The following is a 13,437-nucleotide window of genomic DNA, read 5'->3' as shown; positions in this document are numbered from 1 at the left end:
AGCCGGTCAACTGTCGCTGAACAGTTCCAGCTGCTCGTGGGCCCCGCGCAGGTCCAGCAGGCGCACGCCGATGCCCAACAGGCGCACCGGCTTGCCACCCCGGGCGAAGGCCTGACCCAGCAGCTGCCGGTAGCTGTCCAGATCCCTGCCCGCCCCTGCCTGTTCCAAGGTGGTCTGGGTAAAGTCGTGAAACTTCACTTTGACGAAAGGCTTGCCCGGACGATAGCTGCTGTCGATCCGGTCGATGCGCTCGGCCAGGGTCTGCATCAACTCTGGGAGCTTGTCCAGGCAACTGGCCAGATCCGGCAGGTCCGCCTCGTAGGTATTTTCCACGCTGATGGACTGCCGCCGACTGTCGTTCTGCACCACGCGCTCGTCGATGCCGCGTGCCAGGCTGTAGAGACGCTCGCCGAAGCTGCCGAATTCGCGCACCAGCGCCAGCTTGGTCCACTCACGCAGCTCCAGGCAACTGTCGATGCCGAGGCGGGCCAGCTTGTCAGCGGTGACCTTGCCCACGCCATGCAGCTTGGTAACCGGCAAGGCGGCAACGAAGTCTTCGATCTGTCCAGGAGTAATGACGAACAGGCCGTCCGGCTTGCGCCAGTCGCTGGCGATCTTGGCGAGAAACTTGTTTGGCGCCACTCCCGCCGAAACGGTGATATGCAGGCGCTTGGAGACCTTGCGTCGGATGTCCTGGGCAATTCGCGTGGCGCTGCCGGAAAAATGCGGGCAGTCGGAAACGTCGAGGTAGGCTTCGTCCAGCGACAGCGGCTCGATCAGGTCGGTGTACTCGCGAAAAATCCCCTGAATCTCCCGCGACGCTTCTTTATAGGCATCCATGCGCGGTTTGACGATGGTCAGGTCGGGGCACAGTTTGATCGCGTGTCGCGAGCTCATGGCTGAACGCACGCCATAGGCGCGGGCTTCATAGTTGCAGGTGGCGATCACCCCGCGACGCTCCGCCGAGCCGCCGACGGCCAGTGGCTTGCCAGCCAGCCGGGGGTCGTCACGCATTTCGATGGCGGCATAGAAGCAGTCACAGTCGACATGGATGATCTTGCGCTGCGTCATGGTCTGGGCGGGGTACCAAGCTGGTAAAAGATCGTACAAAAACAACGGTATTATCTCACTCACAGCGATAAGCGCCATGGCCAAAGCCCGGTGCACATTCTTTTGCTCACCGGCAAACCGCCCCAATCCCCCTGAAAGCCCCGCCCCGCCTGACTCGTAGCACTATTGGCAAAGCTAAGCGATTGATGGAAAAGAGTTTTCTTGAAATCAGGGTTTGACAAGCAGGCGCTGCGCTGTAGAATAGCCCACACAGACGCGGGATGGAGCAGTCTGGTAGCTCGTCGGGCTCATAACCCGAAGGTCGTCGGTTCAAATCCGGCTCCCGCAACCAAACAACAAAAAAGGCCACTTGAAAAAGTGGCCTTTTTTGTTGCCTGCAATTTGTTCGCCGACCTGTTACCCGACCAGGTCGTCCGGCCGATCCACATCGCGGTAGATCCCTGGGTCGTCGCATACCACCAGGTGCATGTGCGCCTCGGCGAACAATCGTCGAGCACCCTGATCGCCCTGCAGCGACAGCAACTGCTCGCGAAAGGTGCGGCCGAAGCCTACCGGGTGCCCGTGACCACGAGCGCCATGGGCAATGCTGATGCGCTCCGGTGCCATGCACTGGCGAACCCTGGCGAATGCTCCAGGGCTCACGAAGGGCATGTCGCCCAGGCACACCAGCCAGCCATCGGCATCCAAACTGGCTTCGACACCCGTGCGCAGGCTGTCGCCCATGCCTGCGGAGTCGAGCAATACCACCTCACAGCCGTAGGCTTCGCCCAGCTGTATCACTTGCTTCTTGTGCGCGCGGGTGATCAGCACACGGCGCTCAACCGTGTCACCGAGGTTGTGCAGGACCTGTTCGACGACGCTGCGCTCGACGCCGTCCAACCCGCTGCAGGGTGCAAGCAGTTTGTCAGCACCCTGCCCTGCGGCTTCCTGAAAACGGCGCCCTTGCCCTGCAGCGAGAATCAAGGCGCAGGGAGCGATGATGGCTGGCATGGTGGTAGGCTCCGATAGTCACGATGCGCCGTACGGACGCTCAATACAGATTGGGTTCCATCTCCAGCACCACACCGAAGCGCGACTGGATATCGTCCTGGATCCGCTGGGCCAGGGCATGCAGCTGTTTGCCCGATGCATTGCCGTGGTTGACCAGCACCAATGACTGCAAGCGGTGCACGCCGGCGTCACACTCGCGATGGCCCTTCCAGCCGGCGCGCTCGATCAGCCAACCCGCCGCCAGTTTGTACAGGCCATCGGCCTGGGGATAGGCAACCACATCGGGATGCTCGCGGCGAATGGCATCCAGCACCGCGGCGGGGACGACCGGGTTCTTGAAGAAGCTGCCGGCATTGCCCAGCTCGGCAGGGTCGGGAAGCTTTTCTCGCCGGATGCTGCAGATGGCGGCGCTGACGTCGGTGGGCGTAGGGTGCTGGATACCCTGTTCGGCCAGCCGCTGACGCACCGGGCCATAGTCCAGATGCACCGGCGCGGAACGGGAAAGCGTGAAGCGCACGCGCAGGATCACCCAGCGGCCGGGCTGGCGCTTGAACAGGCTGTCGCGATAACCGAACGCGCACTCGGCGGCGCTGAAGTCGCGTTTCTGCAACGTGTCCCGGTCAAGCGCAGTGAGGCCGGCGAACACGTCCTTGATCTCGACGCCGTAGGCACCGATGTTCTGCATGGGCGCTGCACCCACGGTTCCGGGAATCAGGCTGAGGTTTTCCAGACCTGCCAGACCTTGTTCAAGCGTCTGCAATACGAAAGGGTGCCACGGCTCGCCGGCTTCGGCTTCCAGCACCACCGCATTCCCGGCCTGCTCGAGCACGCGCACACCTCGGCTGGCCATGCGCACCACCAGCACGTCGGAGAGGTCGGCGGTCAGCAACAGATTGCTGCCACCACCGATCACCAGCGCACGCAGGCCGCTCGCCTTGGCCCAGGCCAATGCCTGGATCAGCTCGGCATCGTCATGCACCGAGACCAGGAACGCTGCCTTCACCTCGATACCGAAGGTGTTGTAGGGCTTGAGCGACTGGTTGGCGCGAATATCCAGACTCATGGACTCAACTGGCGGAACGTTGCCATGGGCTGCCATCAAGCCTCCAGCAGGCGCCGCACGCGCTCCAGGTCTTGCGCAGTGTCGACACCGGCGGGCGGCGCCTGCACGGCATCGGCCACATGGATGCGTACCCCGTGCCAGAGCGCACGCAGCTGCTCGAGGCGCTCGGTGTTTTCCAGCCAGCAAGGGCCCCACTGCACGAAATCCTGGAGGAAGCCGGCACGATAGGCATAGATACCGATATGACGACGGTAGGGGACCTGGGCCGGGAGGGCATCGCGATCGTTGGCGAAATCGTCGCGCGCCCACGGCAGCGGCGCTCGGCTGAAAGTCAGCGCCAGGCCGTTCAGGTCGGTGACCACCTTGACCACGTTGGGGTTGAACAAAGCTTCCACGTCCGTGATCGGCTCGGCCAGGGTTGCCATGGCAGCCTCGTGGCTGGCAGCGAGATTGGCCGCCACCTGGTCGATGACCACGGGCGGAATCAGCGGCTCGTCGCCCTGCACGTTGACCACGATGGACTCGGCATCCAGACCCAAAGCCTGGCATACCTCGGCCAAACGGTCGGTACCGGATTCGTGATCAGGCCGGGTCATCACCACCTCGGCGCCGAACGCTCGGCAGGCGGACTCGATGCGCACATCATCGGTAGCAACCACGACTCGCGCTGCCGTGCTCTTGCAGGCCTGTTCCCAGACGTGCTGGATCATTGGTTTGCCGGCGATCATCTGCAGTGGCTTGCCCGGCAGGCGAGTCGACTGGTATCGCGCGGGTATCACCACGGTGAAGGCCGTGCTCATTTATCCAGGCGCTCGTCGTCGGTCAGGGTCCGCGCTTCGGTTTCCAGCATCACCGGAATGCCGTCGCGAATGGGATAGGCCAGGCCGGCGCCCTTGCTGATCAGCTCGCGCTTGTCGGCGCTGAGCTTGAGCGGGCCCTTGGTGATCGGGCAAGCGAGGATATCGAGCAATTTGGTGTCCATGGAAAAATCCTTCAAGGCAAGGGGATCAGGGCAAAAGGCTGGTCAGGCGCTGGTCGAGCCAACCGATGAAATGGGGCGAAGGCTGGGCGTCGACGGCCAGGTACCACCAATCCGCAGCGGCGAACGCGCGGCACTTCACGGCATCTTTTTCGGTCATGACCACTGGCAACGGTGGCTCGAAACACAGGGCCTGGGGCGTGAACCGGGCATGATCGGCGAAAGGGTGAGCGACAGGCTGCCAGTGTAGCGCCTGCAGGGTGTCGAAGAAACGTTGCGGGTTGCCGATTCCGGCCACGGCGTGCACTGCCTGTCCTGGTGGGAAATGGCTCAATGGCCGGCGCTCGCCGCTGCGCACGTTGATCAACGCCTGGGCTTGCAGGGTCAGGCCGTAGCCACGCGGCGAATCGTCGGCGGCACCGTTGCACAGCACGGCATCGACCGACTGCAAGCGCTCGACGGGCTCGCGCAACGGACCGGCGGGCAGGCAGCGGCCATTGCCCAACCCCCGCGCCGCGTCGATCAGCACCAGTTCGATGTCGCGCGCCAGGCGGTAGTGTTGCAAGCCATCGTCACTGAGCACCAGGTCCACGGGCTCGGCCTCGAGTAACGCACGTACGGCACGGCCACGGTCTGGATCGATCACCAGCGGCACGCCGCTGCGCCGCACGATCAGCAGCGGCTCGTCGCCCGCCTGGGCGGCCTCGTGCTCGGCGCGGACCCGCCATGGCAGGCTCGGTGGCCTGGCGCCGTAGCCGCGACTGACCACGCCGACGCGCAGGCCGCGCGCCTGGCAGTGCTCGATCAGCCAGAGGATCATCGGTGTCTTGCCGGTGCCACCGACGGTGATGTTGCCGACCACCAGCACCGGCACCGGGGCGTGGTAGATCTCGCCCTGCCCGGCCTCGAATCGCCGCCGCTTGTGCGCCACCACGCTGCGGTACAGGCATTCCAGCGGGCGCAACAGCCACAGAGCCCGATGACCGGCATACCAGGCGGCGGACAATCGGTCGGCGAGGCTCATCAGGGATTCGCCTGCGCCTCGACGGTGATCATGCTGATTTGGCTGAAACCCAGCTTGCCGGCCGCGTCCATGGCGCTGATCACGGCTTGATGAGGCGTCTTGCCGTCGGCGCTGATCGACAGTGGCAGCGAGCTGTCTCCCGCCGAAGCGGTACGCAGCGCGTCGAGCAGGGTCGGCAGGTCGCTTTTCGGTAGCAACTGGTTGTTCACCGCATAGACGCCTTCGGCGCTGATGGCGATATCGATGCGCTTGAGGTTGCTGGCTTGCTCCGGCGCGCCGTTCACCGCTTCGGGCAGCTCGACACGCAGCTGGGTTTCGCGAGTGAACGTAGTGGTGATGACGAAGAACAGCAGCAGCACGAACACGACGTCTATCAGCGAGATCAGATTGAGCTCGATGTTTTCCCGACTGCGACGACGAAACTTCACGCTTTTTCCTCGGCCAGGTCGACCTCGCGATCCCCCTGCACGACTTCCACCAGTTTGATGGCTTCCTGCTCCATGCCGACCACCAGCTCGTCGATGCGGCGTTGCAGCAGGCGATGGAAGAACAGCGCCGGGATCGCGACGATGAGACCTGACGCCGTAGTGACCAGCGCTTTGGAAATGCCGCCTGCCATGAGACCGGGGTTGCCGCTGACGGTGCCTCCGGTGAACGAGCCGAAGATCTCGATCATGCCGATCACGGTGCCCAGCAGACCGAGCAGCGGCGCCATGGCGGCAATGGTGCCCAAGGTGCTGATGTAGCGTTCCAGCTCGTGGATGACTCGACTGGCCGCCTCCTCGATGCTTTCCTTCATGATTTCGCGGCCGTGGCGCGAGTTGGCCAGGCCAGCCGCCAGGATCTCGCCAAGCGGCGAGTGGGCACGCAACTCCTTGAGCTTCTCCTTGCTCAGTTGCTTGTCTTTCTTCCAGCGCCAGACCTGGCCGACCAGATGGGCAGGTGCAACACGGCTGGCACGCAAGGTCCACAAACGCTCGGCGATGATGGCCAGGGCGACGATGGAGCTCACTATGATTGGCAACATCATCCAGCCGCCAGACTTAACCAATTCCCACACAGGTACGATCCCCTCGAAAAAGTTCGCCACTCTACCATAGGGGTGAGGCGGGTCGAAGCGTGCGATGACCGTTGGAAAGCTCAGGGGTCGGTCGGTGCCTCGCGCCAGAAACGGCGCAGGGAGCGCTGCCGCTGCACCGGCCCGAAGGTACCCAGGCGGACACGCAACGCGCCGTCTTCGGCAGTGTCGTGGGCAGTGATGCCCAATGCCTGAAAACGCGCCAGTACGGATGCATGGGGATGGCCGAAGGTATTGCCATGGCCCCGCGAGATCAACGCCGCCCGGGGGCGCACCGCGTCCAGGAACGGCTTGCTCGATGACGTCCGGCTGCCATGGTGCGGCACCTGCAGCCAGTGCGCCTGAACTGGCAAACCACTTGCGACCAGCGCTTTTTCGGCCGCCGCGTCGATGTCGCCGCTGAGCAACAGGCGCTCGCCATTGGCTTCAACCCAGAGTACGCACGAGGCGGGATTGCCGGGCACTGCCGACGGCCAGCGCCACAAGACGAACTTCACCGCGTCCCACTCCCAACTGCGCCCGGGCTCGCAAGGCTGCGCCTGCCACGCGGCGGGCAAAAGGTCCGGCTCGCCGGCCAAGGTCTGGGCAACCGGCAGGCGTCGCCGTACGGTGCCAGCACCACCGGAATGATCGAGGTGCGCATGGCTGATGATCATCGCATCCAGGCGCCGTACACCCAGGGCGATCAGGCTGGGCACCACTACGCTGGCGCCGGCGTCGGTTTCGCCCAGTCCGGGACCGGTGTCGTAGAGCAACTGGTGTTGGGCCGTGCGCACGAGCACACCCAGTCCCTGGCCAACATCCAGTACCCAGATGTCGGCCTGACCCACGGGCGGTGCCTGACGCGGGCTGAACAACAGCAGCCCGGCCATCGGCACGCCAAGCCAGCGCAACGGGATACCGGCCGGGAGCAACAGCAGCAAGACGCCGATGACCAGCACCAGCCATACCCCGGGCGAGAGCCCCGGCGGTAGCCAGGAAGGCCCCCACTCGGCGGTCCAGGTCAGCCATTCAAACAGCCATCGCAATGCGCCCCCGGCCAGCCACAGCAGGGTTTCGCCCAGCCAGGGCACAGGCAACAGCACGGCACCGGCCATGGCCACCGGCAGGACCAGCAGACTGATCCAGGGCACGGCCAGCAGGTTCACCAGTGGCCCGCTGACGCTCACCGGCAACGCCAGGGCCACCATGACCGGCAGCAGACCGACAGCCACGCAGCACTGCGCGCGAGTCCAGGCCTGCCACCAGCGCCAACCGCCCAGACGCCCGGAGAACGTCAGCAGCAGTACTGCCACCGCGCAAAACGACAACCAGAATCCTGGCTGCAGGCTGACCAGCGGGTCGACCAGCAGGACCGTGGTGAATGCCAGCAGCAGCGGCCACCCTACGCCCAGATGGCGAAAGCGCAGCCGCCACGACAGCACCAGGCCGATCATGATGCAGGCCCGGCGTACCGGCACCTGGAAGCCGGCCAGCAGCCCGTAGGCCAAGGCGCCGGTGAACGCCAGTGCGCAGGCACAGGGCAACCAGGGCCAACGCGTGGGCCAGACGCCGAGTTTTGCCAACAGGGCGACCAGCCCATACAGCAACCCCGCAAGCAGGCCGACATGCTGGCCGGAGATGACCAACAGATGCACGGTTCCCGTGGCCTGGAGAACTTCCCACTGCTGGCGGGACACGCCCGAACCGTCGCCCAGCAGCAAGGCGGCGAGTATGCCGCCCTGTTGCTGGCTGTCGACCGCCAGCAGACGCTGACGCACGCCATCGCGCCAGGCCAGACGGGCCGCACGCACCCGCTGGCCGGCCTTGACGCTGCCGGTGGCACCGATGCCCTTGGCCTGGGCCCAGGCCTGGGCGTCGAAACCGCCGGGGTTGACCAATGCCCGCGGCCGCTTGAGTTTCACGGCCAGCCGCCAACGCTCGCCGCTGGCGACCCGCGGGCCGCCATACCAGGCCAGACGCAGCTGCGACGGCAGCTGCGCGCGGCGCGACCAGGCCTCGGCCAGTTCGAAGCGCACCGTATTGCCGTTGGTTGCCGGCAGGCCGACCACCTCCCCTTCGAGCCACAGGGTTTGTCCATCCAGCGCCGCCACCAACTGGCCGTTCGTCGCCCAATGCGCGTGCAGGCAGGCCCAGCACAGACCCAGCAGGAAAAGCCCGCAATGCCAGCGGCGCACTGCCAGCAACAACACCGCGCCTGCGCTCATGCCCACCAGCCAGCCCAGTGCCGGAAGCGCCGGCAGCCAGCGCAGACACACCACCCCTGTCGCCAGCGCCAACATCGCTGTGCGCATACCTTCCTCCCTGGAAAAACCGCCGGCCAAGGCTAAGGGCAAACGGGCCGCGTCGCGCCTTATCAAATGTCACAAAGTCTGAGCTCGGACTTCAGGCAACTTGTGCATACTGCCGACACATCCAGACAGATACGTGCGAGACCGCTATGCCGCGTCGCCTGTTCAAGCGCTACATGCCGGACCCAGAGACGATTCGTGAACACAAGTCGCTGCGATTCCTGGGTCGCCTCCTGCATGACGCCAACCTCTGGCATCTGAACCGTCATTCCGTGGCCCGGGCGATGGCGGTCGGCCTGTTCGCCGCGTTCATGCCCATCCCCCTGCAGATGCTGCTGGCGGCGGCGCTGGCGATCGTGGTGCGCGGCAACATGCCCATCGCGGTCAGCCTGGTGTGGCTGACCAACCCGATCACCATGCCACCGGTGTTCTACTGCACGTACAAGGTGGGGTCATGGCTGCTGGGTCAGCCACCGCGGCAGCTACCCGACTCGTACAGCTGGGACTGGGTGATGAGCCAGATGTCCACGCTGTGGCAGCCGTTCCTGCTCGGGTCGGTGGTGACGGGCGTGGTATTGGGTGCCTTGGCATACTTCCTGACGATGCTTTACTGGCGCTGGTGGGTCAGTCGCCAGTGGCGGCGACGCAAGCAACGTCGGTAGCACTGCTCACTGTGGCGTGCAGCAGGTCGGAGCACGCGCATCGAGTGGTGAATTCAGTGTATCTTGCCGCCGGTCAGGACGAGTTGTTGTGTTAAAAACCCAGCGGCTTGGCAACTTGCCACCAGTGCGCTTGTCCTAGCCTCGAACGTCAACACAGCATTCTCCTCTAGGGACTCCGTCATGCTCCGATCATTGCGCTTCGCTGCCCTGCTTGGCGGCCTCATCATGAGTGCGTCCGCGTTGGCGAAGGATATCGACCCCGCCACCTATGGCTATCCGCTCACCAACCCGTTCGAGGCCACGATCGCTTCGACACCACCGGAGCTGCGGCCCAAGCTGCCCCTGGACGAAGACATCGATCAGGCCGACTACAGCCTCAACGTGCGCCCGGAGCGGGAGTTCATCCTGCCGGACAATTTCTGGGCCGTGAAGAAGCTGCGCTATCGCCTGGCCCAGCAGGACCACGCCGCGCCGCTGATCTTCCTGATTGCCGGCACCGGTGCGCCCTACAGCAGTTCGCTCAACGAATACCTGAAAAAGCTGTACTACCAGGCCGGCTACCACGTGGTGCAGCTGTCCTCACCCACCAGCTTCGACTTCATCAGCGCCGCGTCGCGCTTCGCCACTCCGGGCGTGACCCGCGAAGATGCCGAAGACCTGTACCGGGTCATGCAGGGCGTGCGCGCCCAGCATCCGAAGTTGCCGATCACCGATTTCTACCTGACCGGCTACAGCCTCGGTGCGCTGGACGCCGCGTTCGTCAGCCAGCTGGATGAAACCCGCCGCAGTTTCAACTTCAAGAAAGTGCTGCTGCTCAACCCGCCGGTCAATCTGTACACCTCGATCACCAACCTCGACAAGTTGGTGCAGACCCAGGTCAAGGGCATCAACAACAGCACGACGTTCTACGAGCTGGTCCTCAACAAGCTGACGCGCTACTTCCAGCAGAAGGGCTATATCGACCTCAACGATGCGCTGCTCTACGATTTCCAGCAGTCCAAGCAGCACCTTTCCAACGAGCAGATGGCCATGCTGATCGGCACCTCGTTCCGGTTCTCGGCTGCCGACATCGCCTTCACCTCCGACCTGATCAACCGCCGCGGGCTGATCACGCCGCCCAAGTATCCGATCAGCGAAGGCACCAGCCTCACGCCGTTCCTGCGCCGGGCGCTGCAGTGCGACTTCGACTGCTACCTGACCGAGCAGGTGATTCCGATGTGGCGCGCCCGCACCGACGGTGGCAGCCTGCTGCAGCTGGTGGATCAGGTGAGCCTGTATGGCATCAAGGACTACCTGCAGAACAGCACCAAGATCAGCGTCATGCACAACGCCGACGATGTGATCCTGGGCCCTGGCGATCTGGGCTTCCTGCGCAAGACCTTTGGCGATCGCCTGACCGTTTACCCTTATGGCGGCCATTGCGGCAACCTCAATTACCGCGTCAACAGCGACGCTATGCTGGAGTTCTTCCGTGGCTAGAACATTCCTGTTGATGGCAACGCTGCTGTGCGCAGGCGTTGCCCAGGCCGACGACAGCACCGTACAGAAGGTCGACAGCGACGGCTTCAAGCAACCGTTGCAGGTACTCAAGTTCAACCCGGGCCTGGACCAGCGCGAGTTCGAGCGCTCCACGCTCACGGCGTTGAACGTCTACGACCCGCTGGAAAACCTGAACCGGCGCCTGTATCACTTCAACTATCGCTTCGACGAGTGGGTATTCCTGCCGGTCGTCAACGGCTATACGTACATCACGCCGTCGTTCCTGCGCACCGGGGTGAGCAACTTCTTCAGCAACCTGGGTGAAGTGCCGAGCCTGGTCAACAGCCTGCTGCAGTTCAAGGGCAAGCGTGCTCTGGATACGTCCGGACGGTTGCTGGTGAACACGACGCTGGGTGTGGCGGGCCTGTGGGATCCAGCCACCTGGTTCGGCCTGCAGAAGCAGGCCGAAGACTTCGGTCAGACCCTGGGCTTCTACGGGGTGCCGAACGGCGCCTATCTGATCTTGCCGATCCTGGGGCCGTCCAACCTGCGCGACACCACCGGCCTGGTGTTCGATTTTGCAGTCGAGAACCAGATCAACTTCCTCAATGTGTCCGAGGTCAGTAGCAATCATCCAGAGTTGTGGGCGTTGCGTGCCGTGGATCGGCGCTACAGCAACAGCTTCCGCTATGGTCAGCTGAACTCGCCGTTCGAGTACGAGAAGGTGCGTTACGTTTACACCGAGTCGCGCAAGCTGCAGATCGCCGAGTAAGCGCATCGCGCACGGACCCCTTCGCGGCTAGAACCCGCTCCCACAAGAGCTGCGCTGCAGGCGATTGTGAGAGCGGGATCGACGCAGGTTCGTCTACCCCACCCCGCTCAGCGCTTCTCGTACAGCTTCGGTGCGCCGACCGGCCGTGACTTGAAGCGGCGATGGGCCCACAGGTACTGCTCGGGGCACTCGGTCACGGCCTGCTCCACCCACTGGTTGATGCGCAAGGCATCGGCCGCTTCGCTCTCGCCGGGGAACCCCTGCAGCGGTGGATGCAAGACCAGCCGATAGCCAGAACCATCTTCAAGCCGCCGTTGCGTGAACGGGATGACCCGTGCCTTGCCCAGCCGGGCAAAATGCGTGGTGGCCGTCACCGTGGCCGCCTCGATGCCGAACAACGGCACGAAGATGCTCTGCTTGGCGCCGTAGTCCTGATCGGGTGCGTACCAGATCGCGCGGCCCTTGCGCAGCAGTTTGATCATCCCGCGCACGTCCTCGCGTTCGACCGCCAGCGAATCGGGATTGTGCCGTTCGCGGCCCTGGCGCTGGACGAAATCGAACAGCGCATTGCGATGCTCGCGGTACATGCCGTCGATGGTGTGACGCTGGCCCAACAACGCCGCACCGATCTCCAGGGTGGTGAAATGCAGCGCCATCAGAATCGCGCCCTCGCCATCGCGCTGCGCCGCCTGCAAGTGTTCGAGCCCCTCGATGTGCGCCAGCCTGGCCAGACGCGCCTGTGGCCACCACCAGCTCATGGCCATCTCGAAGAATGCAATGCCGGTGGACGCGAAGTTTTCCTTGAGCAGGCGTTTTCTTTCGACAGGCGGCATCTGCGGGAAGCACAACTCAAGGTTGCGCGCCGCCACACGTCGACGTTCGCTGGCCACGCGGTACATGCCCATCCCCAGCCAGCGACCCAGCCGGAGCAAGGCGCGGTAGGGCAGTTGCACGACCAGCCACAACGCGCCGAGCCCCAGCCACAGGGGCCAGAAGCGCGGATGAAGAAAAGATCGGCGAAAACGCGGGCGGTCCATTGACGATTCCGAACAGGCAACAAGGCGGGGCATTCTACATGGGTTGACCACACGTCGCTGCGTCGCGGCTTGCAGGGGAAGGTGGTTCTCGCTATAAGTCTCGGCACTTTTTTTAGTTACAAGGCGCGTTTTGCCGACCATGAGCCAGACCGATCAGCTAGACCAGGAACCTGTGTTCCAACTCAAGGGCAGCATGCTCGCCATCACCGTGCTCGAGTTGGCGAAGAACAATCTTGCCGGCCTCGACCGCCAGTTGGCGGCCAAGGTCGCGCAGGCCCCGAACTTCTTCAGCAACACGCCGCTGGTGCTGGCGCTGGACAAACTGCCCGCCAATCAGGGCAGCATCGACCTGCCGGGCCTGATGCGCATCTGCCGTCATCATGGCCTGCGGACCCTGGCGCTGCGTGCCAGCCGCATCGAAGACATCGCGGCGGCAATCGCCATTGACTTGCCGGTACTGCCACCCTCGGGTGCCCGCGAACGACCGCTGGAAGTCGAAGAGCGCAAGCCCGAGAAGCCTCCGGAAAAGCCTCCAGAGCCCTTGATCCAGCCGACTCGGGTGATCACCACGCCGATCCGTGGCGGCCAGCAGATCTACGCCCAGGGCTGCGACCTGGTGGTGATCAGCTCGGTGAGCTCGGGTGCAGAATTGCTGGCCGATGGCAACATCCATGTCTACGGCCCGATGCGTGGCCGCGCCCTGGCGGGCATCAAGGGCGACCGCAAGGCGCGGATCTTCTGTCAGCAGCTGGGCGCCGAACTGCTTTCCATCGCCGGGCAGTACAAGGTCTCCGAAGACCTGCGTCGCGACCCGTTGTGGGGTGCGCCCGTTCAGGTGAGCTTATCGGGGGATGTGTTGAACATCACCCGTCTTTAACGGATACTGCCGCCATTTTCAGCGCAACTTTCAAATAGCGCGGTTGTCGAGCGGTACGCTTCCGGTACCGCAGGCTCATGTAGTCCGCCGATGTTTTGAAGTCATGTTTTTTCG

14 protein-coding genes and 1 tRNA gene are annotated in these 13,437 nt (G+C 64.0%); 5 read left to right on the top strand and 10 right to left on the bottom strand.

Annotated elements, in window-relative coordinates; translation table 11 throughout:
- Positions 1-6 precede the first annotated feature (6 nt).
- Positions 7-1,071, bottom strand: a complete 1,065-nt coding sequence (gene dinB / locus IFT98_RS00220; RefSeq protein WP_192049890.1) for a DNA polymerase IV — start codon at positions 1,069-1,071, stop codon at positions 7-9.
- Positions 1,072-1,325: 254 nt separating this feature from the next.
- Between dinB and IFT98_RS00215 the strand changes: the two genes are divergently transcribed.
- Positions 1,326-1,402: transfer RNA gene (locus IFT98_RS00215), tRNA-Met, on the top strand.
- Between the two features lie 65 nt (positions 1,403-1,467).
- Here the strand turns inward: IFT98_RS00215 and IFT98_RS00210 are convergent.
- From IFT98_RS00210 to IFT98_RS00175, 8 genes are all read right to left on the bottom strand, one after another.
- Positions 1,468-2,061, bottom strand: a complete 594-nt coding sequence (locus tag IFT98_RS00210; RefSeq protein ID WP_192049892.1) for a nucleotidyltransferase family protein — start codon at positions 2,059-2,061, stop codon at positions 1,468-1,470.
- A gap of 40 nt (positions 2,062-2,101) precedes the next feature.
- Positions 2,102-3,124, bottom strand: coding sequence for a UDP-N-acetylmuramate dehydrogenase (murB, locus tag IFT98_RS00205; protein WP_192049894.1), 1,023 nt, complete (start codon positions 3,122-3,124; stop codon positions 2,102-2,104).
- 35 nt (positions 3,125-3,159) lie between these two features.
- Positions 3,160-3,924 carry a 3-deoxy-manno-octulosonate cytidylyltransferase gene (kdsB, locus tag IFT98_RS00200; RefSeq protein WP_192049896.1) on the bottom strand — a complete coding sequence of 255 codons (765 nt, stop codon included), beginning with the start codon at positions 3,922-3,924 and terminating at the stop codon, positions 3,160-3,162.
- Positions 3,921-4,106 (bottom strand): Trm112 family protein, encoded by a 186-nt coding sequence (locus tag IFT98_RS00195; RefSeq protein ID WP_122479326.1) that lies wholly within the window; start codon positions 4,104-4,106, stop codon positions 3,921-3,923. Before IFT98_RS00195 ends, kdsB begins: the two co-directional genes overlap by 4 nt.
- A 25-nt stretch (positions 4,107-4,131) precedes the next feature.
- Positions 4,132-5,127, bottom strand: coding sequence for a tetraacyldisaccharide 4'-kinase (gene lpxK, locus IFT98_RS00190; protein WP_192049898.1), 996 nt, complete (start codon positions 5,125-5,127; stop codon positions 4,132-4,134).
- The gene (locus IFT98_RS00185; protein ID WP_122479328.1) at positions 5,127-5,555 is read right to left on the bottom strand and encodes an ExbD/TolR family protein; all 429 of its coding nucleotides are present in this window, start codon (positions 5,553-5,555) and stop codon (positions 5,127-5,129) included. The genes lpxK and IFT98_RS00185 overlap by 1 nt, the downstream gene beginning before the upstream one ends.
- Positions 5,552-6,187: a MotA/TolQ/ExbB proton channel family protein gene (locus IFT98_RS00180; RefSeq protein ID WP_192049900.1), complete on the bottom strand. Its 636-nt coding sequence runs from the start codon at positions 6,185-6,187 to the stop codon at positions 5,552-5,554. Before IFT98_RS00180 ends, IFT98_RS00185 begins: the two co-directional genes overlap by 4 nt.
- Before the next feature lie 80 nt (positions 6,188-6,267).
- Entirely contained in the window at positions 6,268-8,499 is a 2,232-nt protein-coding gene (locus IFT98_RS00175; protein ID WP_192049902.1) for a DNA internalization-related competence protein ComEC/Rec2, read from the bottom strand.
- A 146-nt stretch (positions 8,500-8,645) separates the two neighbouring features.
- Here IFT98_RS00175 and IFT98_RS00170 point away from each other — a divergent pair, with 146 nt between their 5' ends.
- From IFT98_RS00170 to IFT98_RS00160, 3 genes are all read left to right on the top strand, one after another.
- Positions 8,646-9,158, top strand: coding sequence for a DUF2062 domain-containing protein (locus IFT98_RS00170; protein WP_122713307.1), 513 nt, complete (start codon positions 8,646-8,648; stop codon positions 9,156-9,158).
- Between the two features lie 180 nt (positions 9,159-9,338).
- A complete protein-coding gene (locus IFT98_RS00165; protein ID WP_122479332.1) occupies positions 9,339-10,637 on the top strand; it encodes a serine/threonine protein kinase in 1,299 nt (432 codons plus the stop codon).
- Positions 10,630-11,409, top strand: a complete 780-nt coding sequence (locus IFT98_RS00160; protein ID WP_122713308.1) for an MlaA family lipoprotein — start codon at positions 10,630-10,632, stop codon at positions 11,407-11,409. Before IFT98_RS00165 ends, IFT98_RS00160 begins: the two co-directional genes overlap by 8 nt.
- Before the next feature lie 107 nt (positions 11,410-11,516).
- On the opposite strand, the gene IFT98_RS00155 is transcribed toward IFT98_RS00160, so the two are convergent.
- A complete protein-coding gene (locus IFT98_RS00155; RefSeq protein WP_122801167.1) occupies positions 11,517-12,446 on the bottom strand; it encodes a lipid A biosynthesis lauroyl acyltransferase in 930 nt (309 codons plus the stop codon).
- 139 nt (positions 12,447-12,585) lie between these two features.
- Here IFT98_RS00155 and minC point away from each other — a divergent pair, with 139 nt between their 5' ends.
- Positions 12,586-13,323, top strand: a complete 738-nt coding sequence (minC, locus tag IFT98_RS00150) for a septum site-determining protein MinC (protein WP_192049904.1) — start codon at positions 12,586-12,588, stop codon at positions 13,321-13,323.
- The last annotated feature ends 114 nt before the right edge of the window (positions 13,324-13,437 follow it).

Source organism: Pseudomonas sp. CFBP 8770 (assembly GCF_014841705.1).
In the GTDB taxonomy this organism is placed as follows: Bacteria; Pseudomonadota; Gammaproteobacteria; order Pseudomonadales; family Pseudomonadaceae; genus Aquipseudomonas.
The sequence above is the reverse complement of the archived record's forward strand: the minus strand, read 5'-3'. Positions and strand labels throughout refer to the sequence as shown.

Bases quoted from the DNA above. Each gene is read 5' to 3' on its own strand.
- dinB (WP_192049890.1), bottom strand. From the start codon at position 1,071: ATGACGCAGCGCAAGATCATCCATGTCGACTGTGACTGCTTCTATGCC.
- IFT98_RS00210 (WP_192049892.1), bottom strand. From the start codon at position 2,061: ATGCCAGCCATCATCGCTCCCTGCGCCTTGATTCTCGCTGCAGGGCAA.
- murB (WP_192049894.1), bottom strand. From the start codon at position 3,124: ATGAGTCTGGATATTCGCGCCAACCAGTCGCTCAAGCCCTACAACACC.
- kdsB (WP_192049896.1), bottom strand. From the start codon at position 3,924: ATGAGCACGGCCTTCACCGTGGTGATACCCGCGCGATACCAGTCGACT.
- IFT98_RS00195 (WP_122479326.1), bottom strand. From the start codon at position 4,106: ATGGACACCAAATTGCTCGATATCCTCGCTTGCCCGATCACCAAGGGC.
- lpxK (WP_192049898.1), bottom strand. From the start codon at position 5,127: ATGAGCCTCGCCGACCGATTGTCCGCCGCCTGGTATGCCGGTCATCGG.
- IFT98_RS00175 (WP_192049902.1), bottom strand. From the start codon at position 8,499: ATGCGCACAGCGATGTTGGCGCTGGCGACAGGGGTGGTGTGTCTGCGC.
- IFT98_RS00170 (WP_122713307.1), top strand. From the start codon at position 8,646: ATGCCGCGTCGCCTGTTCAAGCGCTACATGCCGGACCCAGAGACGATT.
- IFT98_RS00165 (WP_122479332.1), top strand. From the start codon at position 9,339: ATGCTCCGATCATTGCGCTTCGCTGCCCTGCTTGGCGGCCTCATCATG.
- IFT98_RS00155 (WP_122801167.1), bottom strand. From the start codon at position 12,446: ATGGACCGCCCGCGTTTTCGCCGATCTTTTCTTCATCCGCGCTTCTGG.
- minC (WP_192049904.1), top strand. From the start codon at position 12,586: ATGAGCCAGACCGATCAGCTAGACCAGGAACCTGTGTTCCAACTCAAG.